The 26,403-nt window shown below is 64.6% G+C and carries 27 protein-coding genes, 1 tRNA gene and 1 pseudogene; 20 read left to right on the top strand and 9 right to left on the bottom strand.

The window, feature by feature from the left end:
- Positions 1–7 precede the first annotated feature (7 nt).
- Positions 8–757, bottom strand: coding sequence for a TVP38/TMEM64 family protein (locus ATI53_RS17730; protein WP_111551014.1), 750 nt, complete (start codon positions 755–757; stop codon positions 8–10).
- Between the two features lie 235 nt (positions 758–992).
- On the opposite strand from ATI53_RS17730, the gene rpmH reads away from it, so the two are divergent.
- The 11 genes from rpmH to ATI53_RS17670 all read left to right on the top strand — a co-directional run bounded on the left by rpmH (position 993) and on the right by ATI53_RS17670 (position 10,565).
- Positions 993–1,127 carry a 50S ribosomal protein L34 gene (gene rpmH / locus ATI53_RS17725; RefSeq protein WP_009502678.1) on the top strand — a complete coding sequence of 45 codons (135 nt, stop codon included), beginning with the start codon at positions 993–995 and terminating at the stop codon, positions 1,125–1,127.
- A 50-nt stretch (positions 1,128–1,177) separates the two neighbouring features.
- Complete coding sequence (gene rnpA / locus ATI53_RS17720) at positions 1,178–1,642, top strand: ribonuclease P protein component (protein WP_240778622.1); 465 nt, start codon at positions 1,178–1,180, stop codon at positions 1,640–1,642.
- A complete protein-coding gene (gene yidD, locus ATI53_RS17715; protein ID WP_111551007.1) occupies positions 1,639–1,860 on the top strand; it encodes a membrane protein insertion efficiency factor YidD in 222 nt (73 codons plus the stop codon). The genes rnpA and yidD overlap by 4 nt, the downstream gene beginning before the upstream one ends.
- Before the next feature lie 699 nt (positions 1,861–2,559).
- Positions 2,560–3,447: a tRNA 2-thiocytidine(32) synthetase TtcA gene (gene ttcA / locus ATI53_RS17705; protein ID WP_009502675.1), complete on the top strand. Its 888-nt coding sequence runs from the start codon at positions 2,560–2,562 to the stop codon at positions 3,445–3,447.
- 136 nt (positions 3,448–3,583) lie between these two features.
- Entirely contained in the window at positions 3,584–5,050 is a 1,467-nt protein-coding gene (locus ATI53_RS17700) for a putative bifunctional diguanylate cyclase/phosphodiesterase (RefSeq protein ID WP_111551005.1), read from the top strand.
- A gap of 127 nt (positions 5,051–5,177) precedes the next feature.
- Entirely contained in the window at positions 5,178–7,001 is a 1,824-nt protein-coding gene (gene yidC / locus ATI53_RS17695) for a membrane protein insertase YidC (protein ID WP_009502673.1), read from the top strand.
- The gene (locus ATI53_RS17690; RefSeq protein WP_111551004.1) at positions 6,998–7,738 is read left to right on the top strand and encodes an MOSC domain-containing protein; all 741 of its coding nucleotides are present in this window, start codon (positions 6,998–7,000) and stop codon (positions 7,736–7,738) included. Before yidC ends, ATI53_RS17690 begins: the two co-directional genes overlap by 4 nt.
- A complete protein-coding gene (gene yihA / locus ATI53_RS17685; RefSeq protein ID WP_111551003.1) occupies positions 7,735–8,388 on the top strand; it encodes a ribosome biogenesis GTP-binding protein YihA/YsxC in 654 nt (217 codons plus the stop codon). Before ATI53_RS17690 ends, yihA begins: the two co-directional genes overlap by 4 nt.
- Before the next feature lie 136 nt (positions 8,389–8,524).
- Positions 8,525–9,418, top strand: a complete 894-nt coding sequence (gene argB, locus ATI53_RS17680) for an acetylglutamate kinase (protein ID WP_009502670.1) — start codon at positions 8,525–8,527, stop codon at positions 9,416–9,418.
- Positions 9,415–10,071, top strand: coding sequence for a ferredoxin (locus tag ATI53_RS17675; protein ID WP_111551002.1), 657 nt, complete (start codon positions 9,415–9,417; stop codon positions 10,069–10,071). The genes argB and ATI53_RS17675 overlap by 4 nt, the downstream gene beginning before the upstream one ends.
- A complete protein-coding gene (locus tag ATI53_RS17670) occupies positions 10,068–10,565 on the top strand; it encodes a SixA phosphatase family protein (protein WP_190323967.1) in 498 nt (165 codons plus the stop codon). The genes ATI53_RS17675 and ATI53_RS17670 overlap by 4 nt, the downstream gene beginning before the upstream one ends.
- A gap of 10 nt (positions 10,566–10,575) precedes the next feature.
- Here the strand turns inward: ATI53_RS17670 and ATI53_RS17665 are convergent, their stop codons facing one another.
- The 6 genes from ATI53_RS17665 to ATI53_RS17640 are packed head-to-tail and all read right to left on the bottom strand — an operon-like array spanning position 10,576 to position 16,519.
- Positions 10,576–10,962 (bottom strand): Na+/H+ antiporter subunit G, encoded by a 387-nt coding sequence (locus tag ATI53_RS17665; RefSeq protein WP_009502667.1) that lies wholly within the window; start codon positions 10,960–10,962, stop codon positions 10,576–10,578.
- Between the two features lie 11 nt (positions 10,963–10,973).
- Positions 10,974–11,243, bottom strand: a complete 270-nt coding sequence (locus tag ATI53_RS17660) for a K+/H+ antiporter subunit F (RefSeq protein WP_009502666.1) — start codon at positions 11,241–11,243, stop codon at positions 10,974–10,976.
- Positions 11,240–11,731 carry a Na+/H+ antiporter subunit E gene (locus tag ATI53_RS17655; protein ID WP_009502665.1) on the bottom strand — a complete coding sequence of 164 codons (492 nt, stop codon included), beginning with the start codon at positions 11,729–11,731 and terminating at the stop codon, positions 11,240–11,242. Before ATI53_RS17655 ends, ATI53_RS17660 begins: the two co-directional genes overlap by 4 nt.
- Positions 11,732–11,734: 3 nt before the next feature.
- The gene (locus ATI53_RS17650; RefSeq protein WP_111551000.1) at positions 11,735–13,297 is read right to left on the bottom strand and encodes a monovalent cation/H+ antiporter subunit D; all 1,563 of its coding nucleotides are present in this window, start codon (positions 13,295–13,297) and stop codon (positions 11,735–11,737) included.
- The gene (locus ATI53_RS17645) at positions 13,294–13,632 is read right to left on the bottom strand and encodes a Na+/H+ antiporter subunit C (protein ID WP_009502663.1); all 339 of its coding nucleotides are present in this window, start codon (positions 13,630–13,632) and stop codon (positions 13,294–13,296) included. The genes ATI53_RS17650 and ATI53_RS17645 overlap by 4 nt, the downstream gene beginning before the upstream one ends.
- Position 13,633: 1 nt before the next feature.
- The gene (locus ATI53_RS17640) at positions 13,634–16,519 is read right to left on the bottom strand and encodes a monovalent cation/H+ antiporter subunit A (protein WP_111550999.1); all 2,886 of its coding nucleotides are present in this window, start codon (positions 16,517–16,519) and stop codon (positions 13,634–13,636) included.
- A gap of 226 nt (positions 16,520–16,745) precedes the next feature.
- Between ATI53_RS17640 and ATI53_RS17635 the strand changes: the two genes are divergently transcribed.
- From ATI53_RS17635 to ATI53_RS17610, 6 genes are all read left to right on the top strand, one after another.
- Positions 16,746–17,639, top strand: a complete 894-nt coding sequence (locus tag ATI53_RS17635; RefSeq protein ID WP_111550998.1) for a LysR family transcriptional regulator — start codon at positions 16,746–16,748, stop codon at positions 17,637–17,639.
- A 90-nt stretch (positions 17,640–17,729) separates the two neighbouring features.
- Positions 17,730–18,197 carry a formate dehydrogenase subunit gamma gene (locus tag ATI53_RS17630; protein ID WP_111550997.1) on the top strand — a complete coding sequence of 156 codons (468 nt, stop codon included), beginning with the start codon at positions 17,730–17,732 and terminating at the stop codon, positions 18,195–18,197.
- Positions 18,194–19,708, top strand: coding sequence for a formate dehydrogenase beta subunit (locus ATI53_RS17625; RefSeq protein WP_111550996.1), 1,515 nt, complete (start codon positions 18,194–18,196; stop codon positions 19,706–19,708). Before ATI53_RS17630 ends, ATI53_RS17625 begins: the two co-directional genes overlap by 4 nt.
- Positions 19,709–19,799: 91 nt before the next feature.
- On the top strand, positions 19,800–22,721 hold the full coding sequence (gene fdhF / locus ATI53_RS17620) for a formate dehydrogenase subunit alpha (RefSeq protein WP_111550995.1): 2,922 nt from the start codon (positions 19,800–19,802) through the stop codon (positions 22,719–22,721).
- Entirely contained in the window at positions 22,718–23,536 is an 819-nt protein-coding gene (gene fdhD / locus ATI53_RS17615; protein ID WP_111550994.1) for a formate dehydrogenase accessory sulfurtransferase FdhD, read from the top strand. Before fdhF ends, fdhD begins: the two co-directional genes overlap by 4 nt.
- Positions 23,537–23,544: 8 nt before the next feature.
- Positions 23,545–23,766: a formate dehydrogenase subunit delta gene (locus ATI53_RS17610; protein WP_009502656.1), complete on the top strand. Its 222-nt coding sequence runs from the start codon at positions 23,545–23,547 to the stop codon at positions 23,764–23,766.
- A gap of 7 nt (positions 23,767–23,773) precedes the next feature.
- On the opposite strand, the gene ATI53_RS17605 is transcribed toward ATI53_RS17610, so the two are convergent.
- Together ATI53_RS17605 and ATI53_RS17600 are read right to left on the bottom strand one after the other, a co-directional pair.
- Positions 23,774–24,424: a GntR family transcriptional regulator gene (locus ATI53_RS17605; protein ID WP_009502655.1), complete on the bottom strand. Its 651-nt coding sequence runs from the start codon at positions 24,422–24,424 to the stop codon at positions 23,774–23,776.
- Between the two features lie 43 nt (positions 24,425–24,467).
- Positions 24,468–25,160 carry a M48 family metallopeptidase gene (locus ATI53_RS17600; RefSeq protein WP_009502654.1) on the bottom strand — a complete coding sequence of 231 codons (693 nt, stop codon included), beginning with the start codon at positions 25,158–25,160 and terminating at the stop codon, positions 24,468–24,470.
- A gap of 132 nt (positions 25,161–25,292) precedes the next feature.
- On the opposite strand from ATI53_RS17600, the gene ATI53_RS17595 reads away from it, so the two are divergent.
- From ATI53_RS17595 to ATI53_RS24485, 3 genes and pseudogenes are all read left to right on the top strand, one after another.
- On the top strand, positions 25,293–25,613 hold the full coding sequence (locus ATI53_RS17595; protein WP_009502653.1) for a TIGR02300 family protein: 321 nt from the start codon (positions 25,293–25,295) through the stop codon (positions 25,611–25,613).
- 98 nt (positions 25,614–25,711) lie between these two features.
- Positions 25,712–25,787 (top strand) — tRNA-Ala (locus tag ATI53_RS17590).
- Between the two features lie 301 nt (positions 25,788–26,088).
- Positions 26,089–26,403, top strand: a pseudogene (locus ATI53_RS24485) (hypothetical protein); the annotation flags it as partial.

The raw sequence follows: 26,403 nt of genomic DNA, 5'->3' as shown, positions 1-26,403 counted from the left end.
GTCTCCCTCAGATGTCGTTACGGCCGCGCAGGGCGCGGATCACCATGGGCAAGGCCGCGAGCACGGCAAGCCCCAACAATGGGCCAAGCACCTGCGGCGACCACAAAAGGCCAAGGTCGGGATGTTCGCCGCGGTCGAAAACCTCGCCCACGCCGACCCCGATGGACGTAAAGACCAGCGCGCCGGGAATGATGCCCACCGCCGTGGTCCAGGCAAAGTTGCGCAGGCCCACGCCGACCAGCGCGGGCACAAGATTCGCGACAAAGAACGGCACCGCAGGCACCAGACGCAGCAGCAGGAGCACCGGAATTTCGTTTTCACGCAGCCTTTGGCGCAGCCGCGACAGCGTGCCCTCGGACGCGTCCATCCGCGCGGCGAGGGATTTGCCCAGTCCCGCGCCAGCAGCGCCAAAGATCAGCATCGCACCAATGGTGGCCGCAGTGGCATTGAGGGCGGTTCCGGCCCCCAGCCCGAACAGAAAGCCCCCCGTCACCGACGCCACAGCAGCCCCCGGCAGGGAAAACGCGACAATGGCGACGTAGGCCAGCACGAATCCCGCGGCCAGTGCCGCGTAATGCGTGTCGCGCAAGGCCAGCAGCGCCGCGCGGTTGTCACGCAGCGTGTCGAAGCTGAGATAGTCGCGCAGCGTAAAGGCCCCCGCGACGGCGATGGCCAGAATCATCGCCAGCGGCAGGTGCCGCAAAAGCGTGGGTTTTCGGGGGCCAGGCGCCCCGGTGTCGGATGTCGGCTTTGTCATTGCGCGAGGATGGGCGATTTCGCGCCCGCGCGCGAGGGGCTTCACGCCGCCTTGATGCGCGGTGATCGGATACCGCGATCAGGATGCGAACTCCGGCCCGGCGCGTGCTTTCCGCAAGATTGAGGTTTGACACGCCGCCGATGCCTCCCTATAGGACGGTCTTCGAATGATACGGGCTCTGCGAATCCTCTTTTTTGGTTTCGTCGGGCTGCCCGACAACTAGGAGTGAAGCGCGATGAAACGCACCTTCCAGCCGTCGAACCTGGTTCGCAAGCGTCGCCACGGCTTTCGCGCCCGCATGGCGACCAAGGCAGGACGCAAGATTCTGAACGCGCGCCGCGTACGCGGTCGCAAACAGCTTAGCGCCTGATCCACACGCTTCGCCCTTGGCGAGGCCGGGTCCTGAACATGGCTGATCAGATGACGGAAAAGGCCGTGACGGAACCCTCCGACGCGGCCTTTATTCATGCGCGCACAGGCAAGCTGGAAACCCTGCGCAAGCGCCCCGATTTTCTCGCCGCTGCGCGGGCAAACCGCGCGCCAGCGGGATCTTTCATGTTGCAGGCCCGCAACCGGAACGACGGCACCGATGCGGTGCGCGTCGGTTTTACCTGTTCCAAGAAGGTCGGCAACGCCGTGGCCCGCAACCGCGCCAAGCGCCGGCTGCGCGAAATTGCGCGGATGATCCTGCCCACACAAGCGCGGCCCGGCTGGGACTATGTGCTGATCGGATGGAGAGACGCCACGGCGAACCGTCCCTTTGACGCGCTGCAAGACGATCTGGAACAGGCGCTGCGCCGCATCCATTCGGGCGGGCGCAACTCTGCGCCGGACGGGGGCGCCAAAGTCAGCCGTGCGCCGCGCACGCGGGGTCGCGGCGCATGAGTCCGCTTGCGCATCTGCTGGCCCTGCCGGTGCGCGCCTACCGGCTGCTCTGGTCGCCCTGGGTCGGCCATGGCTGCCGCTTTCAACCCACCTGTTCCGCCTACGCGCTGGAGGCGCTTGCGACCCACGGCGCCTTCAGGGGCGGCTGGCTCGCCGCCCGGCGCATCCTGCGCTGCCACCCCTGGGGCGGCAGCGGCATCGACAACGTGCCCGACTGACGCCCGGCGGCGCCCCGGCATCAGGTTGCCCCCGCCGATAACCCGCCCCGACGCGACGGGAATTCACGTCGATCATGGCGCCCCGGGATGGCGCGGAACATGTCCTTCCGCTCCCGCGTCATAGAATTCCCCGCGCCCCGCATGAACCCCATGAAATGGGACGGCCCAGGCACGTCGCACCGTCACTCCGGTGCTAAGCCCCGCCGAGAATGTGGTCATGCCGTCGCCCCCCCCCCGAAAGGCTGACTGTTTCGCATCCATTCGCACTTCAAGCTGGGTCAACGCCGAATCCGCACCGGGCCGGTCAACGCCGACGCCGCCTTGTTGATGCTCTGCGAACGCGGCCCCTTGTTGATCTTGCAATGCCGTTCCAGCACCGAACTTTGCGCATTGTAGAGCCCGTGAACGTAAAAGTCGGGGGCGCGGCTGGTCAGGGGGCGACGTCCCGCCCCTGGCGTCTTTGGAAAGCTGCTTTTACCCCGTCGGTCCCCGACATGCGCCGGTCGCCGCCAATATCCCTGGATTTTTCCGGCGCCGCCCCGAAGTGACGGGCCGAAGGTTCGTTTCCGTCCCCCGGCGCGAGCCATAAAGACGCGTTCCATCGTGTCCCCCTTCATACGAACTGCTTTCACGAGAACATCACGACACAGCGCGCAGGGAGCCTTGCCGGATCGGCGCCGCTCTCGTAAAGGCTGGCCCATGCATGACGATGGCGACGATATTCACCCGCTTTTTCACGGCGCTCCCAAGAGCACCGAATTCAAGAAGCTGCGCAAACGCATCGTGCAGAACACGCGCGAGGCGATCGAACACTATGGCATGGTCCAGCCGGGCGCGCGCTGGCTGGTCTGCCTGTCGGGCGGCAAGGACAGCTATACGTTGCTGGCGGTGCTGCACGAGCTGAAATGGCGCGGACTGTTGCCGGTCGATATTCTGGCGTGCAATCTGGATCAGGGGCAGCCGGGCTTTCCGGCGACCGTTTTGCCGGAATTCCTGGAAAAGATGGGCGTTCCGCATCGCATCGAATATCAGGACACCTATTCGATCGTGGTCGACAAGGTGCCCCAAGGGCGCACGTTCTGCGCGCTTTGCTCGCGGTTGCGGCGCGGAAACCTGTACCGCATCGCGCGCGAAGAAGGCTGTTGCGCCGTGGTTCTGGGCCATCATCGGGATGACATCCTGGAAACCTTTTTCATGAACCTCTTTCACGGTGGCCGACTAGCGACCATGCCGCCCAAGCTGGTCAACGAAGAGGGCGACCTGTTCGTCTACCGGCCCCTTGCCCATGTGGCCGAGGCCGATTGCGAGCGATTCGCGCGCGCCCTGAACTATCCGATCATCCCCTGCGATCTGTGCGGGTCGCAGGACGGGTTGCAGCGGGTGCAGGTGAAGGCGATTCTGGATCAATGGGAAAAAAACGCGCCCGGTCGCCGGCAGGTGATGTTCAAGGCGCTGACGAATATCCGTCCGTCACATATGCTTGACCCAGGGCTGTTCGACTTCAGGGGGCTGGATCTGAACATCCCCGACGCTGAAAACCCGCAGCCCGAAAAGCGGCAAAAAAATGACATCCCTGTGCTGCGTTAAGAAGCAGGTTACCTCCTTGTTCTAATTCTACTCCTTGAAAATGCGTCAAGGAAAGGGCGTGGCGATGAATTCGACGCTTAGGGCAGGCCTGTCAGGACGCCGGGCCCAAATCTCCGGATGGCTCCGCGGCGCGCATATGCTTGCCTTTCTTCCCGCGCTGTCCCTTGCCGGGTTCTGGCTTGGGGGCGAAATGATGCTGATCGCCATCGCGCTGGGGCTTCCGGCGCTGTACGGCATCTCCAGCGGCGCCCGCAATCGGCTTGATCCCGATGCGCCGCTTCCCGACCTTGTCGACAGCGCTGCCGCCCCCGGTCTGGCCCAGCAACTCATTGATCGCGCGGTGGCGGTCAACCTGTCCACCGCCTGCCTGCTGGTCGAAGCCGAAGGGCTGGACAGTGTCGCGCGGCAAAGCGGGGACGCCGCCGCCCAGGCGTTGCGCAGCGCGCTGCTGAAACGTCTGCGCGGCCTGATGAAGCGCGGCGACAAGGTGATGCGCACCGGGGATTCGCGCTTCATGATCCTTCTTGCGCCATCCCCGCGTCTTGACCTTGAGGCGCTGTTGACGCTGGCGGACCGCGTTCAGCGTACGCTCGAAGAACCGGTCAGCTTCGAAACCGGAACGCATTATCTGTCGGTGTCGATCGGGTTTTGCGGCTCGCTGCGTTTTCAGGACAAACCGTCAGGCGCACAGCTTGTGGAAGCCGCCCAAACCGCCCTGACCGAGGCACTGACGCAGGGGCCTTCGGCGATCCGCGCCTGGTCCGACAGCATGCGTGCACAACGCCGTGCGCGCAAATCCCTGCTGGATGAAGTCGAGCGCGCCCTGACAAAGGGACAGATCCAGCCGTGGTTTCAGCCCCAGATCTGCACATCGACGGGCCGCATCACCGGGGTCGAGGCGCTCGCCAGATGGATCCACCCCGAACGGGGTATCGTGCCCCCCATGGAATTTCTTGGCGCGCTGGAGCAGGCGAGACAGCTTGACCGGCTAAGCGAGGTGATGCTGCAACACAGCCTGACCGCGATGCGGGGCTGGGATGCCGCCGGGATCGACATCCCCAGGGTAAGTGTCAATTTTTCCGACATTGAACTGCGCAGTCCCCATCTGGTGGAGCGCATCAAGTGGGAACTGGACCGTTTCGCGATGCCAGCGTCGCGGCTCGGGGTCGAAGTTCTGGAAACCGTGATCGCCGACAGCCCCGAGGGGGTTACCGCGCGCAATATCGTCGGTTTGTCGCAGCTTGGATGTCAGATCGACCTCGATGACTTCGGCACAGGGCATGCGTCGATCGCCGCGCTGCGCAGGTTTACCGTGCACCGGCTCAAGATCGACCGAAGCTTTGTTACCCGCGTCGATCGCGACGAAGACCAGCGCCGCATGCTGGCGGCGGTTCTGGGGCTGGCCGACCGGCTCGGGCTTGAAACCGTGGCCGAAGGGGTCGAAAGCGTGGCGGAACATGCGCTGCTGTCGCAACTCGGATGTGACCACGTTCAGGGCTTCGGCATCGCCCGCCCGATGCCCGCAGATCAGCTTGCCGCCTGGGCGGGGCAACATGCGGAACGGATCGCAGGCGCACAAAAGCTCGGGCGCGGTGCGAGCTGACATCCCGACCCCGCCCAGCCTGTTCCTGGTCACAAAAGGCCGAATCGCCCCGGAATCGGCTTGACCTTTGCAGGCACTGCCTGTTGAACCCGGCGGTGACTTTCCAAGGACAGGGCGGCGGTTTCGCATGGACGATCAGAACAAGAACCTGCTCATTGCAACGGGGCTGAGCTTCGTCGTGATTCTCATCTGGTTCCTGCTCTTCCCGCCCCCAGAGGAGCAGGTGCAGGATCAGGCGGAACCCGCGGCCGTCCAGCCGGTCGAAGGGGACACCGCATCGACGCCGGCGATTGCGCCCGGCACCACTCAGACTGCGGCAACCCAGTCCCCGACCGGCACCGAAACCGCACTGGATGCACCGCGGCTGCCCATCGAAACCGCGCGTCTTTCGGGGTCGATCTCGCTGAGCGGCGGACGCATCGACGAACTGGTTCTCAAGGACTACACTGTCGCGATCGACGACGACTCGCCGAATGTGCAGATTCTCGAACCGGTGGGCACCGGGCATTCCTATTACGCGCTCTTCGGATGGGCGCCCGGCGCCGGACTTGGCGGTGCGGATGTTCCCGGTCCGAACACCGAATGGACGGTTGAACAGGGCGAAACGCTGTCCACTGCCACCCCGGTTACCCTACGCTGGGACAGCCCGTCGGGCCTTGTGTTCCGCCGCACCGTCAGCGTCGACGACAATTTCATGTTCACCGTCACCCAAGCCGTTGAAAACGGCAGCAACTCCGCCGTTTCCGCGGCGCCATACGGCGTCGTTGCGCGCCACGGCGAACCTGCCGACCGCAAGAAGTTCTTTGTCCTGCACGAGGGCGTCGTCGCCATGGCCGACGGCAAGCTCGATGAAATCGGCTATGGCGACATGCCCGACATGGACGTCCTGGCCAGCGAAGGCGCCCGCGCCGAAGTGACGCAAGTGACCGAAAGCGGCTGGATCGGTTTCACCGACCACTACTGGATGACCACGCTCATCCCGGCTTCGGGGCCGTTCAAGCAGGTGGCGAAATACGACGAAAGCCGCGACATTTTTCAGACCGAGGCCGTACAGCCCACAGTGACCCTCGCCCCCGGCGAAGGCACCGAGGTCACGACCCAGCTGTTCACCGGCGCCAAGGAATACGAGACGATCCGCGACTACCAGGATGCGGGCGTCGACCGTTTCATCGATTCGATCGACTGGGGCTGGTTCTTTTTCCTGACCAAACCGATCTTCTGGCTGCTGCATCAGCTCCATCAGTTGATCGGCAACATGGGCTGGTCGATCATCGCGCTGACCGTGATCCTCAAGGCGATCCTGTTCCCGCTTGCCTACAAATCCTATGTCTCGATGGCAAAGATGAAAGAGCTTCAGCCCGAGATGGAAAAGCTCAAGGAGCGCGCCGGCGATGACCGACAGAAGCTTCAGCAGGAGATGATGGCGCTTTACAAGAAGGAAAAGGTCAACCCGGCGTCGGGCTGCCTGCCGATCCTGTTGCAGATCCCGATCTTCTTTTCGCTCTACAAGGTGATCTTTGTCGCATTCGAACTGCGTCATGCGCCTTGGTTCGGACCGTTCCAGGACCTGAGCACACCCGACCCGACTTCGCTTTACAACCTGTTCGGCCTGCTGCCCTGGGCCGCACCCGAAGTCGGCAGCACGCTGGCACTGGTCTTTGTGGGGATCCTGCCGATCCTGCTGGGCATCTCGATGTTCCTTCAGCAAAAGCTGAACCCCGCCCCGGCCGACCCGACGCAAAAGATGATTTTTGCCTGGATGCCTTGGGTGTTCATGTTCATGCTCGGCGGGTTTGCCAGTGGCCTCGTGGTGTACTGGATCACCAACAACACGATCACGTTCACCCAGCAGTACCTGATCATGCGCAGCCAAGGCTACAAGCCTGACATCTTCGGCAACATCAAGTCCGGCTTCAAGAAGACGCCCAAGGACGCGCCAAAGGAAAAATGACCGCGCGCCTGGCCCAGATCCAACGCTATCCGATCAAGGGGATCGGCACCGAACCCCTACGGTCGGTGACGCTGGAATGTGCAGCGCCCATGCCCCAGGACCGGGCATGGGCGCTTCGCCATACCGGGGCGCCGGATACGCCGGGATGGCAGCCCCGCAACAACTTTCTGGTGGTTGCCAACGGGCCGAAGCTTGCGCAGGTGCGCGCGCGGACCGAAGCCGACGGGCGGATTGCCCTCTCACATCCACAATTGCCAGACGTGCGCATCCGTCCACCGGCTGACAGTCGCGCCCTGATCAACTGGATTCGCCCGATCTGGCCCGACACAAGCCCCGCGCCACGCGATCTTGTCGCCGCCCCGGCGCAGGGCATGGCCGACAACGGGCGCGCCGAGGTCTCGATCCTCAGCCTTGCGAGCCTCGACGCGTTGGCTGACAGCCTGGGCCAAACGCTGGAGATCGACCGGTTTCGAGGCAACCTCATCCTTGAGAGGCTTCCCCCCTGGGCCGAATTCGGCTGGATCGGAAAGCGGCTGAAGATTGGCCCGGTCGATATCGAAATCACCGCCAGGATTGAACGATGCCGCGCGACCGAGGCCAACCCCGTCAGCGGCCTGCGTGACGCACAACCGGTCCGGGCGTTGCACACGGCTTTCGGACATCGCGATTTCGGCGTATACGGCCGGGTCGTGACAGGCGGCTTTATCAGCATCGGCAACGAGGTCCAACTTCCATGACGAACCTGCCCTTCCCTCTCGCAGAAGAACCCGATGGCGCGATACGCGAGACCGGGCGCAAGCTTTTTGCCGGGCCGGTGGATTTCCTGAAGGGGGTCGTCGCGATGGAGGGCCTGCCCCCGGACGACCGCCCAGAGGTTTGCTTTGCGGGTCGATCCAACGTGGGAAAATCAAGCCTTATCAATGCATTGACCGGGAGAAAAGCGCTGGCACGGGCGTCGAACACTCCGGGGCGGACCCAGGAAATCAACTATTTCCTGCTGGGCGACAGCGGCTATCTCGTCGATCTTCCCGGCTATGGCTTTGCCAACGCCCCTCTGCCCGTGGTCGAGAAATGGCAACGCTTGCTCAAGCACTACCTTTCGGGGCGGGCCTCACTGCGCCGGGCTTTCGTTTTGATCGACGCGCGTCATGGCATCAAGGCTGTGGACGAGGAAATCATGACCCTGCTCGACCGCTCAGCCGTGACCTTTCAGGCAGTTCTGACCAAGATCGACAAGATCAGGGACTCCGAGCGTGACACGGTTCTGACACAGGTGCGCGACAGGCTGTCCAGACACCCCGCCGCGTACCCCGAAATTGTCCTGACGAGTTCGGAAAAGGGCGAGGGCATCGCCACGTTGCGCGCCATCATCGCCGGACTGCCCTGAAGAAAAATCCTCGTACGAGGATTTTTCGGTGCATATGGGGTGCCCAAAGATCTTTCGTACGAAAGATCTTGCGTCGGCGCAGCGCATCCCGGACACAAGGAATGCGCACAGCGACCGCATCGGAAGGATGCCCCGGATGAGAAAGCAGAAGATGGACCAGGACTGGATCGCCACCGCCCGCACGCTCAGCGAGGCACTTCCGTTTCTTCAACGCTACACCGGCGCGATCGTTGTCGTGAAATTCGGCGGCAACGCCATGGGCGACGATGATGCAATGGCGGAATTTGCCCGCGATATCGTGCTGATGCGGCAGGTGGGGGTGAATCCGGTCGTGGTGCATGGCGGTGGCCCGATGATCAACGATATGCTCAAGCGGCTGAACATCGAAAGCCGCTTCGTGCGGGGCAAACGCGTCACCGATAAAGCCACCGTCGAGGTGGTCGAGATGGTGCTGACCGGTCTCGTGAACAAGCGCATCGTGCAGGCTATTATGGACGAGGGGGGCCGCGCGGTCGGTCTGTCGGGCAAGGATGACGATCTGATCGTTTGTGAACCTGACGATCCGGAACTGGGGTTCGTCGGCAAACCGGTCGAAATGAATGTGCAGGTTCTGCGCGATCTGTTTGCAGCCGGGATCATTCCGGTCGTCGCCCCCGTGGCAACGGGGCGAAACGTGACCGAAACCTACAACGTGAATGGCGACACTGCGGCGGGCGCCATTGCAGGGGCTTTGCGAGCCGATCGGCTGCTCTTGCTGACCGATGTGAGCGGCGTCAAGAACACCGCCGGTGAGGTTGTCACCGCCATGACGCCCCAGGAGGTCCGCAGCATGATCGCCGACGGGATCATCGCGGGAGGCATGATCCCCAAGACCGAAACCGCGCTCAAGGCGATCGAAGACGGGGTACGCGCCGTGGTGATCCTTGACGGGCGCGTCCCCAATGCCTGTCTGCTTGAGCTGTTCACCGAACTCGGTGCCGGCTCTCTGATCCGATCCGCCGAGCTTTCCCCGGTGCGGGAGAACGGGTGAGCCGCGACGCCGAGGCGTGTGCGCAGGGGCTGATCGTTCGTGGAGCCTTTCATCCGGACGGGGCCACCACCGTGATCTTGCTTGGCCCCGACGAACCGCAGTTCTGGCACCGCTTTGCCGCCTCGCCCGAGGCTCATCGCCCCGCGCCGGACCCGCTTGACCGCTGGTCGAAACGGGTGATCGGAGCGTTGGCGCGCGCCTGGGGCGGCAGGGCAACGTTTCCATCGGACGGACCACCCTATGCGCCGTTTTTACGCTGGGCGCGGCAAAGTCGCCGGGCGTTCGAGTCGCCCATCGGCTTGCTGGTCCATGACACCGCGGGCCTGCTGATAAGCTATCGCGGCGCCGTGACGCTGCCGGCGCGGCTGACCTTGCCGCCTGGGCGTCCTTCCCCCTGCACCGTCTGCGCCACGCGACCCTGCACCACCGCGTGCCCTGTCGCGGCGCTGCGCCCGGGCAAACCCTACGACGTCGCGGCCTGCCGGGCGCATATAGGCCGCCCTGAGGGACGCAAGTGCCGCACCGGGGGGTGCCTCGCCCGCCGGGCCTGCCCTTTGTCACAGCAGATGCACCGCCCGCCCGCACAGGCGTCTTTCCACATGGACGCCTTCATGAAAGACTGGCCCGGCACAGACGGAGGAGATCCCGCGTGAAACGATTGGTTCTCATGCGCCATGCCAAATCGGACTGGGCCGCTGGGCAGCCCGATCACGACCGTCCGCTGAATGCGCGCGGGCGGCGCAGCGCCGAGGCGCTTGGCGACTGGCTGCGCGCCACGGACACCTTGCCCGACGCTGCCCTGTGTTCGACCGCGACGCGGGCACGGGAAACGCTGGCAGGGCTGAAACTCGACGTTTCGGTGAAGTTCGAAAAGCGTCTGTATCATGCCGGTCCCGGCGCAATGCTGCGCTGTCTGCAAAAGGCTCAGGACGATACGGTCATCCTGATCGGCCACAACCCCGGTATCGCGGGCTTTGCCGAAGAGCTGGTGTCCGCCCCGCCGCGCCATCCGCGTTTCGACGATTACCCCACCGGAGCCACGCTGGTCGCCACGTTCGACATCGGCGACTGGACCGCGCTCGAACCCGGCACCGGGCGCGCCGCCGCCTTCGTCATTCCGCGCGAGTTGCTTGCCGATACGGCCTGACCGGACCGCCTTAGTCCCTGGGGTCTCCTCCGGGTGGGTCGTCGTAGATCGCCCAGCCGTGCGGGCGCCCCGAGGGTGGCAGGTCTTCCTTGCGCAGATTTGCCGTCATCCAGGTCTTGGCGATGAAATTCGCGGTGATCGGCGCGGTCAGGAACAGGAACAGCGCGATCAGCAGCTCATGAAACGACACCCGTCCGTCGATCAGCAGATAGTACAGCATCGAGCCGATCAGGCATCCGCCGACGCCGAGGGTCGTGGCCTTGGTCGGCGCGTGCAGCCGCTGCATGGTATCCTTCAGCTTCAGCAGTCCGATCGCCCCGACAAGGCCGAACAGCCCGCCGATCACGAGAAACAGCGAAATCACGATCTCGGCCAAAAGACCCGGGGACTGGTACATGCGATGCTCCGTTACTCGATGATGTTGCCGCGCAGCACGAAGCGGCAGAAGGCGACGGTAGAGACAAATCCGACCATGGCGATCAGCATCGAAGCCTCGAAATAGATCGGCGTGCCCTGCCAGACCCCGTACAGCACCATCAATGCGATGAAGTTGATGACCATGGTATCCAGCGCCATGATCCGGTCGGCGGCCTGCGGGCCGGTGACCAGCTTCCACAGCGTTGCGAGCAGGCCGAAGCCATAGCAGGCCATGGCAAAGATCAGCGCGTAGGTGATCATTCGAAAATCTCCTTGAGCCGGCGTTCATAGCGGTGCTTGATCTCGCGACAGACCGCGTCGGGGTCGTCATTGTGAAGGCAATGGATCAGCAACGCCCCCCCGTCCGAACTGAGCGTGGCCGATACCGTGCCCGGCGTCATGGTGATGGTTCCCGCCAACGCGGTGATCGCCTCGGGCGAGGTCAGATCCAGCGGCAGCGCGACCCACTGCGAATGGATGTCGACCACCGGCTTGAACAGCACGATTCGCGCGACCGTCACGTTGGCACGGATGATGTCCCACAATACGATGGTGGCGTATTCCGCCATTTTCAGCGGCCTGCCAAGTTTGGGGCGATTGGGCCAGTAGGGCGCGGTCAAGCCTGGAATCACGACCCCCAGAACCACACCAAGAAACAGGTGCCCGAGCGTGACCTTGTTGACCAGCATCATCCAGACGATGGTCAGGATCAGGGTCAGCAACGGGTGCGGCAGGGCTCGGCGCAGCATGACTTAGTGATCCTCTTCCGGCAGGTCCTTGGTGCCTGGCTGATCGACCAGCACCGCGTTCACATAGGGCGCAGGATCATACAGCTGCGCCGCCGTCGCCTGAGTATACCGCATCAGCGGCCCTGCAAAGACCGTCAGCAGCCCCAGCGCGGCAAGCGTGGCGATGGCGGGGGCCGCCTGGGCAGGCGTAACGGGGGCGGGGGCGGGGTCTTCGGGGGCCGGATCGTCTGGTAGCGCCAGCCCCGGCGTGGTGGATTTCCAGAACAGCACGCTGCCCGCCCGCGCAAAGCCCACGATGGTCAAAAGCGATCCCCCCAGCACCAGGGCCCAGATCCACGCCGCGAGCGGGTGATTCCCCAGCGCGTCCAGCACCAGCAGCTTGCCCAGAAATCCGCTGAGCGGCGGCATCCCCGCCACCGCGATCGCCGCGCCAAAGAACAGCGCCGCGAGCAGGCCGTTCTGCGCCGTGGCGGGCTGCGCGCTCAACTCGTCCCCGGCGCGGCGCGTCAGGACCAGGTCGATCACCAGGAACAGCGTCGCCGCCGCCAGCGTCGAATGCACAAGATAGTACAGCGCCGCGCCCGTAGCATCGGGCGCGAAACCCGCCACAGCAAGCATCAGCGTCGCGGTCGAGCCCAGCGTGGCAAAGGCCACCAGCGGCGCAAGCCGCCGCGCGCCCATCACCCCCAACGCCCCGACGGCGACGGTAATCATCGCGGCCGGCATCAGCCAGTCGCCGGACAGGGTGCCGATGGCGTCCGCATCGGGGCCGAAAACCATCGTGTGCATCCGCAGGATCGCGTAGGCACCGACCTTGGTCATGATGGCGAAGAGCGCCGCGACCGGCGCGGGCGACTGCGCATAGGTGCCAGGAAGCCAGAACTGCATCGGAAACAGCGCCGCCTTGACCGCGAAGACGATCATCATCAGCATGGCGGCCACGCGCACCAGCGCGGCGTCTTCCAGCGGAATCTCACGCACCTTCTGGGACAGATCCGCGATGTTCAGCGTCCCGGTCGAGGCATAAACCGTGCCCAGCGCGATCAGGAACAGCGCCGATCCGGCAAGGTTCATGATGACATATTGCAGACCCGCCTTCAGCCGGGCCTTGCCCCCTCCGTGGACCGCCAGACCATAGGACGCGATCAGCAGGATTTCGAACAGCACGAACAGGTTGAACGCATCCCCGGTGAGGAACGCGCCGCAGATGCCCATCAGCTGAAATTGCATCAGCGCGTGGAAATGCCGCCCCTTGCGGTCCCAGCCGGTGGCCGAGGCATGAACCAGCACGACCCCTCCCAGCACGGCTGTCAGCAGGATCAGCAACGCCGACAGCCGATCCAGCACCAGCACGATGCCAAAGGGCGCAGGCCAGTCCCCCAGCCGATAGACATGCACCGTGCCGTCCGCCGCGATGGTGAACAGCCCAAGCGCAATGGCGGCCAGCACCGCCGATGCGGCGATGGACACCACCCGTTGCAGCACCACGTCGTGGCGCATGACGTAGGCCAGCATCGGCGCCACCATGGCGGGCAGCACGACGGGGGCAAGGATCCAGTGGTTCACTTCTCGGCCTCCTTGCGGGGCGCATTGACCTTGTCGGATCCGCCTTCGACCGTGGCGCCCAGCGCCACCAGCACCAGCACCGCCGTCATCCCGAACGAGATCACGATAGCGGTCAGCACAAGGGCCTGTGGCAGCGGGTCGGAATATATCTCGACCCCGTCCATCAGAACGGGTGGCGCCCCGACGGCCAGCCGTCCGCTGGCAAAGACGAACACGTTTGTCGCGTAGGACAGCAGGGTCAGCCCCATGATGACCGGAAACACCCGCAAACGCAGCATGAGGTAGATGCCGGCTGCGGTCAGAGCGCCGATGGAAACGGCAACGATCAGTTCCATGTCAGCGCTCCAGTCCTTTTTCGTCTTCGGCCCGTGCATCCGCGATCCGGGCAGAGGGGTCGTAGTCCATCGGCTCGACGTTCACCGTTTCGCCCGCGTAGCGTGCCAGCCGCGACAGCGAATACAGCATCAGCATCACCGCCCCCAGTACCGTCAGGAACACCCCCAGATCGAACAGCGACGCGGTGGCCAGTTCGAATTTCTCGAACGGCCAGATCTGGAAATAGCCAAAGGCGCTGGTCAGGAACGGTTCGCCAGCCAGCCACGCCCCCATGCCGGTCAGCCCGGCGATGACCACGCCAAAGCCGATCATGGCGTGGTATTCGATGGTCTTGCGCGCCATGGTCCAGCCAAAGCCCGACGCCATGTACTGCATGAGCAGCGCGATCGAGAACACCAGCCCGGCGACGAACCCGCCCCCCGGCATGTTGTGCCCCCGCAGAAAGATATAGACCGCGACCAGCACGGCGATCGGCATCATCATCCGTGTCACGACCACCATCATCAGCGGGTGGCGGTCGCGCGAAACGTCCTCGGGGAAGCGCCAGTTGCGCAGCTTGCGAGAGGACGGGCCGGTCAGCAAGCCCTCCATCAGGGCGAACATGATGATCCCGGCGATGCCCAGCACGATGATCTCGCCATAGGTGTCATAGCCGCGGAAATCGACAAGGATCACGTTGACCACGTTGTCGCCGCCGCCGCCCTTGTAGCTGTTGGCCAGATGATAGGCACTGATCGTCGACACGTCGCGCAGCAGGAAGGTATAGGCCAGAAACGCCACCCCCGCCCCCGCGGCCAGCGCGATGATCCCGTCGCGGACGCGCAGGAAAACCGCGCTTTCGGCCGGGGTTTCCTTTGGCAGGAAATGCAGCGCGATCAGCAGCAGAAGCGTGGTCACCGTATCGACGGTGATCTGCGTCATCGCCAGATCGGGGGCCGACAGGTAGACAAAGCCGAACGCGACCATCAGGCCCACGACACTGACCAGGATCAGCGCGCGAAACCGGGTGTGGTGCATGACCACGACTGCGCCGGTGGCCACCATCAGCAGAACAAACCCCACTGCCACCAGCGGCGGCACCGGCAGCATGTCGCGGGACGGGGCCGTCACGCCGCCGCCTTGCCAGGCGACCCAGCCCAGCAGCACCGTCGCCGCGGTAAAGATGCCCAGGTAGCGCGAAATCGCCCCGTTGTGCAGAGCCTCGGTCACGGTTTGCGACAGGCCTGCGGTGGCGGCGACGGCCCGGTCGAACATCGCCTTGGCGTGGGGACGCGGCGTCGCCAGCCAGACCCTGTCCAGCGGGCCGTGCGCCTTCATCACCAGGAATCCGCCCAGCACAGCGACGGCGGACATGTAAAGCGCGGGCGTCACGCCATGCCAGAGCTTGAGGTGGAAATCGGGCAGTTCTCCGCCGGTGACGGCCGCGCCCGCGACCCGCACCAGCGGTTCGGCCAGCAGCCCCGGCGCAAGTCCGATCGCCACCACCGCCAGCGCCAGCAGCGCGGGCGAGATCAGCATCCCCGCCGGCGGGTCGTGCGGATGGTGCGGATAATCGTCGCGCACCGGGCCAAGGAACGTATGCCCGATGAACCGAAAGCTGTAGGCCACCGACATCAGCGCGCCAAAGGTGGCAAGGATGATGATCGGCCAGTCGCCGCCAAACCAGTAAGTGTGCGCGGCCTCTTCCAGCATCAATTCCTTGGACATGAAGCCGTTCAGCGGCGGTATTCCCGCCATCGACAACGCCGCCGTCACCGCGATCAGCGCCGTGACCGGCATCAGCTTGGCCAACCCTCCCAATCGCTTGATGTCGCGGGTATGGGCTTCGTGATCGACGATGCCCGCGCTCATGAACAGCGCCGCCTTGAACGTCAGGTGGTTGAGGATATGGAACACCGCCACCACCGCCGCCATCTTGGTGCCAAAGCCCAGCAGCATGGTCAGCAGCCCCAGATGGCTGACGGTGGAATAGGCCAGCAGCGCCTTCAGGTCATCCTTGAACAGCGCAATGACCGCCCCCAGCACCATGGTGACAAGGCCGACGGTCGTGACGATCCAGAACCATTCCGGCGTGCCCGCCAGCGCCGGCCACATGCGCGCCATCAAAAAGATGCCCGCCTTGACCATCGTCGCGCTGTGCAGATAGGCCGACACCGGCGTCGGCGCGGCCATTGCGTGGGGCAGCCAGAAATGAAACGGAAACTGCGCCGATTTGGTGAAGGCCCCGATCAGGATCAGGATCAGCGCGGGCAGGTACATGTCGGACGCGCGGATCTCATCCCCGTGTTGCAGGATCACCGAAAGATCATAGCTGCCTGCGATCTGGCCCAGGATCAGCATGCCGGCGATCATCGCAAGCCCCCCCGCTCCGGTCACGGTCAGCGCCATGCGCGCGCCCTGACGCCCCTCGGGCAGGTGTTTCCAATAGCCGATCAGCAGGAAGGACGACAGCGAGGTCAGTTCCCAGAACACCAGCAGCAGCAGGATGTTATCCGACACCACGATGCCCAGCATCGCGCCCTGAAACAGCAGCAGAAACGTATAGAACTGCCCCATCGGGTCATCAGGCGACAGGTAGAACCGCGCATACAGGATGATCAGCAGGCCGACCCCAAGGATCATCCCCGCAAACAGCAGGCCCAGCCCGTCAAGCATGAAATTCCAGCCCAGCCCAAGCGACGGCACCCAGTCGAACCGGAACATCACCGTGCCGCCGTTCCAGACGTCAGGCGCCATCGAGCCCAGAAACACCAATGCCAGGATCGTCGGAACGGCGGTAAACGTGGCGCAGGCATTGCGGCCCGCGCGGATCATCAGCCCTGGCATCAATGCTCCGATGAACGGCAGCAGAACCATGACGGGCAGAAGTCCGCTGAAAGATACCATCCCTGTAACCCTTTTTTTCCGTCCGGACCTTCTGGGGGCCTCATGGCGGACGCTTGCGCGATCAGTTGTCGAAAAGAGTAAGGTCTCTTCAGGATTATTCAATAATCCGAGAGCGGAAACATCCCGAGGGTGTCATCACAGCCGCGTCAGTTACCGGCCGCCGGCGGCTTGCGGCGCGCGATCAATCCGGCTTACCTATCGTTATGGTCGCAGTTGATAGACATTCATGATCGCCAAGCTGGAAATGCTGATCGCCCTTGCCCGCGAACGGCATTTTGGCCGTGCGGCGGAAACGCTTGGGATCACCCAACCGACGCTGTCCACCGGCATTCGCCAGCTTGAGAAACAGCTTGGCGTCAAGCTGGTGATCCGCGGTTCGCGCTTTGGCGGGCTCACGCCCGAAGGCCAGCGCGCCCTGATCCGCGCCCGCCAGATCGTTGCCGACACCCGGCGCTTGCGCGACGAAATGCGCGCCTCACACGAAGGTCTTGCAGGGCATTTGCGGCTTGCGGTGATCCCGACAGCGCTGACATGGGCGTCCCGGCTGGTGACCTGGTTTGCACAAGAGCACCCCAATGTCAGCTTCACGATCCTGTCGCGCGCTTCGACCGAAATCCTGACGATGCTGGACGATCTCGAAATCGACGCCGGGCTGACCTATCTGGATCAGGAACCGCTGGGCCGCGTCGCCACCCGCCCGCTGTATCGCGAAAGCTATACGCTGGTGTGCCGTCCCGACCACGCCTTTGTGCAGGGCGGGCCGGTCGGATGGGACTCGCTTGGGCAGGCGCGGCTGTGCCTGCTGACGCCCGAAATGCAGAACCGGCGCATCATCAACCGTCACTTCATGGAGGCCGGCGTCGACCCCGCCGCGCTGATCGAATCGAATTCGACGGTGGTGCTGGTGGCCAATGTGCTGCACGGCGACTGGGTGACGATCCTGCCAGGCGATCTTGCCGGGTTCCTGTGCGATGGCAAACCGCTGGCGATGGTGCCCCTGCCGGAACAGGGCAGCGCCCCTGCGGTGGGCCTGATCGCCCCGCATCAAGAACCCTACACCCCTGTGTTGCAGGCGATCCTGTCCGCCGCCGAGGGATTGGAGGCAGCGCCGAAACGATAGAAAAACGCTATCGGCTGACGGAAGAACGATATTGAATTGCCTGTCGCTCCTCGGGCACATCTAGGCAACCCCAAGGGAGAAGCCGCCCGAATGCGCCACTCGGACCCCACCGCAGACGACATCACGACCCTGATCGAGACGCAGATGCATCTCGAAGGGCCCTTGCTGCCGATCTTTCACGCCATTCAGGACGCCTGTGGCTTCGTGCCCGAATCCGCCCTGCCGCTGATTGCCGGCCGTCTGAACCTGACGGTGGCCGAGGTCCACGGGGTGATGTCGTTCTACCACGATTTCCGCAAGACCCCCGCCGGCAAGCTGGTGGTCAGGATCTGCCGCGCCGAGGCCTGCCAGTCGATGGGGGGCAGCGCGCTGTCAGCGGCGGTGCTGGACAAGCTGGGGCTGGATTGGGGCGACACCACCGCCGACGGCGCCGTGACGGTCGAGGCGGTGTACTGCCTGGGCCTGTGCGCCTGCGCCCCCGCCGCGATGGTGGGCGACACGCTGATCGCGCGGGCGAATGTGCCCCGGCTGGAACGGGCCATGGAAGGCGCCGCATGAGGATCTGGGTTCCCATGGACAGCGCCGCCAGGGCGCTGGGTGCCGAAGACGTGGTGGCGGCGATCCGCGCCGAAGCGGCAAGGCGCGGCGTCACGGTCGACATCGCACGCAACGGCTCGCGCGGGATGATCTGGCTGGAACCTCTGGTCGAAGTGGAAACCGACGCGGGCCGCATCGGTTATGGCCCGATGGATGCGGGCGGCGTGGCGGCGATCTTTGACGGCGGCCCGTCGCTGGGGCTGGTCGAGGACCTGGACTGGATGAAGCGCCAGACCCGCCTGACCTTTCAACGCTGCGGCGTGATCGACCCGCTGTCGCTGCCCGAATACGAGGCCCATGGCGGGCTTGCCGGTCTGCGCCGCGCCATCGGCATGGACCAGGACGCCATCATCGACGAGGTCAAGCTGTCGGGCCTGCGCGGGCGCGGCGGGGCCGGCTTCCCGACCGGCATCAAGTGGGACACGGTGCGGCTGGCGCGCGCCGATCGCAAATACATCGTCTGCAATGCCGACGAGGGCGACAGCGGCACCTTTGCCGACCGGATGATCATGGAAGGCGATCCGTTTTGCCTGATCGAAGGCATGGCCATCGCCGGGATTGGCTGCGGCGCGGTACAGGGATACATCTACACCCGGTCCGAATACCCGGATGCGGTGGCGGTGATGCGCCGCGCGATTGCGATTGCCCGCAAGGCGGGTGTGATCGGGCCGGATGTGATGGGATCGGGGCGCGCCTTTGAACTTGAGGTGCGCGTGGGCGCCGGGGCCTATGTCTGCGGCGAAGAAACATCGCTGCTGAACTCGCTGGAAGGCAAACGCGGCGTGGTGCGGGCGAAACCTCCGCTGCCAGCGCTTGAGGGCGCGTTCGGCAGGCCGACCGTGGTGAACAACGTGATCTCGCTGGCGACGGTACCGGTGATCTTTGAAAAGGGCGCGGCCTGTTATGCCGATTTCGGGCTGGGCCGGTCCAAGGGCACGATCCCCTTGCAGATCGCCGGGAACGTGGCGCGCGGCGGGCTGTTCGAAACGGCATTCGGGATGCCGCTGGGCGAGATCGTGCAGGATCTGGCCGGGGGCACCGCGACGGGGCGGCCGGTCAAGGCGGTGCAGGTGGGCGGCCCCCTGGGAGCCTATCTTGGAGTTGATCAGTTCGACACGCCCTTTGGGTACGAGGAATTTTCCGGTCAGGATGCGCTGATCGGTCATGCCGGGCTGGTGGTGTTCGACGACACCGCCGACATGCCGGGCATGGCGCGGTTCGCAATGGAATTCTGCGCGATGGAAAGCTGCGGCAAATGCACGCCGTGCCGCATCGGCGCGGTGCGCGGGGTGGAAACGCTGGACCGGATCGCCGCCGGAGACGGGGCGGCGGTCGCGCTGCTGACCGATCTTTGCGAAACCATGACCGATGGATCGCTTTGCGCGCTTGGCGGGTTGACGCCCTATCCGGTGATGTCGGCGCTGCGGCTGTTCCCCGAGGAATTCGGCGCGATGAAGGGCGCGGCAGAATGAGCGCCTATCTTGCACAGACGGGACAAGGCCGGGGCCGTCCCCCGCATCTGCGGACCGGTTCGCGCCAAAGGAAAAGGCGGGAGGAGCCAAGATGAAAGATTTCATCATTCCGTGGGATGACAAGGACATGGGCACCCCCGCCAGGACGGGCAAGCCGGTTCATCTGACGATCGACGGCATTGCGGTGACGGTGCCCACGGGCACCTCGGTGATGCGCGCCGCCGCCGAGGCCGGGATCGCCGTGCCCAGGCTGTGCGCGACCGACAGTGTCGAGGCGTTCGGGTCCTGCCGTTTGTGCGTGGTCGAGATCGAGGGCCGGCGCGGCACGCCCGCGTCCTGCACCACGCCGGTGCAGGACGGGATGACCGTGCGCACGCAGTCGTCGAGGGTAAAGAAGATCCGGCGTGGGGTGATGGAGCTGTATGTGTCCGATCACCCGCTGGATTGTCTGACCTGTTCGGCCAATGGCGATTGCGAATTGCAGGATATGGCCGGGATGGTCGGCCTGCGCGACATGCGCTATACACCCGGACACAACCATTTCGACCCGTCGGGAACCGGCGCTCGGTCGCAATCCGAGGCGCGGTTGCGGATGCCGGTGGGCGAGGCGAATCCGCGCTACAGCCCCAAGGATCTCAGCAACCCCTATTTCACCTATGATCCGGCGAAATGCATCGTCTGTTCGCGCTGCGTGCGGGCCTGCGAAGAGGTGCAGGGCACGTTCGCGCTGACCATAGAGGGACGCGGGTTCGACAGCCGCGTGTCGGCGGGCGGCGCCGCCGATGACTTCCTGACCTCGGATTGCGTCAGTTGCGGGGCCTGCGTGCAGGCCTGCCCCACCGCGACCCTGCAGGAAAACAGCGTGGCCGAGCTGGGAACGCCGGATCGGTCCGTGGTGACGACCTGCGCCTATTGCGGCGTCGGATGCAGTTTCAAGGCGGAACTGAACGGCGACGAGCTGGTGCGCATGGTGCCGTGGAAGCACGGCAAGGCGAACCGGGGGCACAGCTGCGTCAAGGGACGCTTTGCCTATGGGTACGCCAGCCACCCCGACCGCATCCTGAAACCGATGATCCGCGCGCGGATCGAGGACCCCTGGCGCGAGGTCGACTGGGACGAGGCACTAGGCTTTGCCGCCGCGCGCCTGACCGCAATCCGCCAACAGCATGGGCGCAAGGCGCTGGGGGTGATTACCTCAAGCCGGTGCACCAACGAGGAAACCTTCCTTGTGCAAAAGCTGACCCGCGCGGTGTTCCTGAACAACAACACCGACACCTGCGCGCGGGTGTGCCATTCGCCCACCGGCTACGGGCTGGGGAAGACCTTTGGCACCTCGGCGGGGACGCAGGATTTCGATTCGGTCGAACAGGTGGACGTGGCGCTTGTCATCGGGGCAAACCCGACTGACGGCCATCCGGTGTTCGCGTCACGGCTGAAAAAACGCCTGCGGCAAGGCGCCAAGCTGATCGTCATCGACCCGCGCCGCATTGATCTGGTGAAATCCGCGCATGTGTCGGCGGCGCATCACCTGCCCCTGACACCGGGCACCAATGTGGCCGTCATCAGCGCGCTGGCGCATGTGATCGTGACCGAAGCGCTGTATGACGAGGCGTTCATCCGGGAACGCTGTGACTGGGACGAATTCATCGCCTTTGCCGATTTCGTGTCGGACAAGCGCCATGCACCGGAATCCACCGCATTGCTGACCGGCGTGAACGCGCAAGCGCTGCGCGAAGCGGCGCGGCTGTATGCCACGGGCGGCAACGCGGCGATCTATTACGGGCTGGGCGTGACCGAACACAGCCAGGGATCGACCACCGTGATGGCGCTGGCCAACCTTGCGATGATGACCGGCAACATCGGGCGGGCCGGCGTTGGTGTGAACCCGTTGCGCGGGCAGAACAACGTACAGGGATCGTGCGATATGGGGTCTTTCCCGCATGAACTGCCCGGGTATCGCCATGTCAAAGGTCCCGAAGTTCGCGAGATCTTTGAAAAGGCGTGGCGCGTGCCCATCGACCCCGAGCCGGGCCTGCGCATTCCCAACATGCTGGACGCTGCTGTCGAGGGCACGTTCAAGGCGCTCTATTGCCAGGGCGAGGACATCCTGCAGTCGGACCCCGATACGCGTCATGTCGCGGCGGGGCTGAAGGCGATGGATTGCGTCATCGTGCACGACCTGTTCCTGAACGAGACAGCGAATTACGCGCATGTGTTCCTGCCCGGCTCCAGTTTCCTTGAAAAGAACGGAACCTTCACCAATGCCGAGCGTCGTATCAACAGGGTCCGCAAGGTGATGGCCCCGAAGAACGGCTATGAGGATTGGGAGGTGACGCAGATGCTTGCCAACGCGATGGGCGCGGGCTGGGCCTATACCGACCCCGGTCAGATCATGGCCGAAATCGGCGCGACCACCCCCAGCTTTGCCGGCGTCACCTATGACCGGCTCGATGAACTGGGGTCGATCCAGTGGCCCTGCAACGCGGATCACCCCGAAGGCACGCCCTTGATGCATGTGGACGGGTTCGTGCGCGGCAAGGGACGGTTCATCGTCACCGAATATGTGGCGACGGACGAACGCACCGGCCCGCGTTTCCCGCTGCTTCTGACCACCGGGCGCATCCTGTCGCAATACAACGTCGGCGCGCAGACACGGCGGACCGAAAACGTGGTGTGGCACGACCAGGACGTGCTGGAGCTGCACCCGCATGACGCTGAAAATCGCGGTCTGAACGATGGCGACTGGGTGCGGCTGGCCAGCCGTACCGGCGAAACCACGTTGCGCGTCAGGGTGACCGACCGGGTCAGCCCCGGCGTGGTCTACACCACCTTCCACCACCCGGACACGCAGGCCAACGTGGTCACCACCGATTTTTCGGACTGGGCGACCAACTGCCCGGAATACAAGGTGACGGCGGTGCAGGTGTCGCCCAGCAACGGGCCTTCTGACTGGCAAGAGGATTACAGCGCGCAGGCGGTGCAGGCGCGACGCATCCTGCCGGCGGCGGAATGACCGGGCTGGCGCACAGCCGCCCCGGCATCGCCGTGCGCCGCGATGGCACCCGACAGGTGGTCCGCGCCCTGCCCGAAGAAGTGCCGGTGGCGCTGGTTTTTGATGGCACCACCCAGGCGGTGATGATGGCAACGCCTGCGGATGTCGCCGACTTTGCCTATGGTTTCGCGCTGTCCGAAGAGCTGATCGCGCACCCGGACCAGGTGCGCGAGGTGGAAACAGTACCCCACACCCGCGGGATCGAAGCGCGGATCTGGCTGACCGAAGACCGCGGCGCGGCGCTGAAGGAACGCCGCCGCACCATGCTTGGGCCCACGGGCTGCGGCTTGTGCGGGATCGACAGTCTGGACGGGGCGCTGCGCCCCCTGCCCCGGCTGCCCGATGGCGGCCCCAGCTTTGAAACCTCTGACATCGCGCAGGCCACCGACCGGCTGCGCGCCCACCAGCCGCTGCACGATCAGACACGGGCGGTGCATGCCGCCGGGTTCCTGCTGCCCGGCAAGGGCATCGTCATGACGCGCGAGGACGTTGGCCGGCACAATGCGCTCGACAAGCTGATCGGGGCCATGGCGCGGCAGGACATGGATCCGGGCGCAGGCGCCATCGTGCTGACCAGCCGCGTGTCGGTCGACATGGTGCAGAAAACCGTGTTGGCCCGCTGCCCGGTGCTGATCGCGGTGTCCGCCCCCACCGCTCTTGCGCTCAGCGTCGCCGAAGATGCCAACCTGACGCTGGCCGCCTTTGCCCGCTCTGGCGGGTTCGACCTTTATGCGGCCCCAGGCCGTGTCCATAGCGGAGACGCCCATGTCGCCTGACAACGCCCATGTCGCCTGACAAGATGATCACGATGGCGAACCAGATCGCCACCTTTTTCGCCTCGCAACCCGGCGACCGGGCGGGCGGTGTCGCCGCGCATATCAACGATTTCTGGGAACCCCGCATGCGCCTGCAACTTCTGGCCCACATCAAAGAAGGCGGCCTGCGCCTTCACCCTCTGGTGGTCGAGGCCGGCAGCCGGATCACCGCCCCCGCCGAGGGCGCCTGAGCCGCCGTCAGCTGGCCAGCATCCGCAACCCCTGCGTGACGTCGGATCGCACCGCAAGACGCAGCCCCGGCTCATCGCCCGCCTTCAGCGCGGCGATGATGAGCTTGTGAAACTGCGGCGCCTCGCTGCGGCGCAGGCGGACATACAGCACCCGCATCGTCGGCCCCATCTGCAACCACACCGTTTCGCACATCGCCAGCATCGCGGGCGCCTGCGCGCGCAGATACAGCGTGCGATGAAATTCCAGGTTGGCGCGGATGTAGCCGACGGCATCGCGATTGGCGACCACTTCGGAGATCGTCCCGTTTATAGCCTGAAGCCGGTCAATCAGCGCCATATGTGCACGGGGCAACGCGCGCGAGGCCAGTTCGACCTCGATCAGCGCGCGCAGCGCGGCCAGTTCCTCGATCCGCTCATTCGACAGCTCGGGCGTGGACACCCGCCCCGACGACGACATGCTGAGCGCGCCTTCGGCGACCAGACGGCGCACCGCTTCGCGGGCCGGGGTCATCGACACGTCAAAGCTTTTGCCGATGCCGCGCAGGGTCAGCGCCACGCCTGGCGCGATCTGGCCCAGCATGATCTGGCCGCGCAATCCGCGATAGACACGATCATGCGCCGACGACGCGACATCCGAAGAGCGGGGGGCAAGGGTCATGCCCCCTTGTGATCACAAACGCGCGTCCCGTCAATCGTGCCTTTCAGGCATCGAACCTGTAGCGATGCAGGCCGCCGCCCTCGTCCCGCAACCAGCCGCGCGCGGCACGCCAGTCGCCGTAAAGCCGTTCGACCACCGCCCAGAACGCCGCCGAATGGTTCATTTCGGCCAGATGGGCCACCTCGTGGGCGGCCACGTAGTCCAGCACCTCGGGTGGCGCCATGATGAGCCGCCAGGAATACATCAAACCGCCGTCATGGGTGCACGACCCCCAGCGCGAGCGTGTGTCCCGCAGCGTCAGCCGCGCATAGGGCCGCCCAAGCGCCGCGGCATGGCGGTCCGACGCTTCGGCAAGCCGTTCGCGTGCAAGCGTGCGCAGCCAGCCCTGAAGACGCGAGGCCACACGATCCGGCGCACCGGGCACCTCGATGACACCGCCGCCGATCCCCACACCACGCCCGCTTCCCGACGCGATCGTCAGCAGCGCGCCTTCAACCGGGATCACCGCGCCGATTGCGATCGGCACGTCGGCGCCGCGCGCGTCGAGATGCCCGCGCAGCCAGCTTTCCTTTTCGCGCAGGAACCCGATCGCCTCGCGTTCCGGAAGCCGGCGCGGCATGGTCAGCGTGACCTTGCCGTCTATCTGGCTCAGCCGCAGCGACAGCCGCCGCGCCTGCGCCGACCGCCGTAGCGTGATGGTGATCGCAGGGTTGCCCGGCAGTGTGATCTGGCCCATATTCCCGCCTTGATTTGCGTGCTGACAAAGGGTTTGGCACATCGCCTTTGACACTGCGCCCCTGATATGGCAGAGGGCGCAGATTGTCGATATGACTGGCCGCGATACGGCCGCAGAGGAAGGGGATCACCCATGCCCAAGGAAGAATGGGGCACGAAGCGCATCTGCCCGACAACCGGCAAGCGTTTCTATGACCTGAACAAGAATCCGATCGTGAGCCCCTACACGGGCGAAACGCTTCAGCTGGACACCGGCAAGCGTGCGATGCTGGTTGCCGATTCCGCTGACGGTGCCAAGCGTAAGGCGGACACCGAAGAGACCGAAGAACCGGATCTGCTGGAAGACGATGTCGAGGTCGATCTCGATGACGACGACGTGCTCGATGACGATGATGATGATGACAACGTCTCGCTCGACGACATCACCGACGTGGCCGGCGAAGACGAGGACTGATCGCCCCGACTTTCTTCCGCGGGCGGTGGTTTTTCCCTTGAACCCGCCCGCGGCATTGCGTAGATCACGCCGCACGATGCCTGACGCGGCATCGAAACGGGGCCTTAGCTCAGCTGGGAGAGCGCCTGCATGGCATGCAGGAGGTCAGGGGTTCGATCCCCCTAGGCTCCACCATCCCGCACGTGAAACGTGCCAGATAGTTTTCGACTTCTGGCCACGTGAAAAGGGACACATGGATGTTCCATTTTCGAAAATGGCTTTCCATTCTGTTGAAGATGAAACGCTTGAGTACCATGTCGCGAACTCAGCCGGTCCGGCGGATCATGTTGACCGGTACGTCTCAGACAAACTGCCTACCGACATGATTTAACCAATTATGAAGAGCTTTTTGCCTTCTCTGAATCCACGAGGCGTTGTTGCGGAACTCGACCTTCGAAGGATTCACATCGTGAATCCAGGTGGTTAGATGGGCTGCATGACTAAGCCCTCACCCGCCCGCTACCGCACGACGAACTGGCCCAGCTACAACGCCGCGCTGAGGCAGCGTGGCTCCCTGCTGATCCATTGCCCGGCAGCACATGCCCGCATGTGCAAGAGGGTGGCAGGACAAGGAGATGACCTGGCTTGCGCCGCATGAGGGCCGGCCCGGTCCCCGCCTGTCTTCTCCGAGGCCGCAATGCACTGCCGGGCAGTGGACAGCACCGGGATCAAGTTCCTCGGCGACGGGGCCCTCTCATGGTTTGCAGGCAAACCACTGCCGGGTAACAAATGGCAGGCCCGCAAGCACGGA

Source organism: Salipiger aestuarii (assembly GCF_003259905.1).
Lineage (GTDB): Bacteria > Pseudomonadota > Alphaproteobacteria > Rhodobacterales > Rhodobacteraceae > Salipiger > Salipiger aestuarii.
This window is presented reverse-complemented; position numbering and strand designations above follow the sequence as displayed.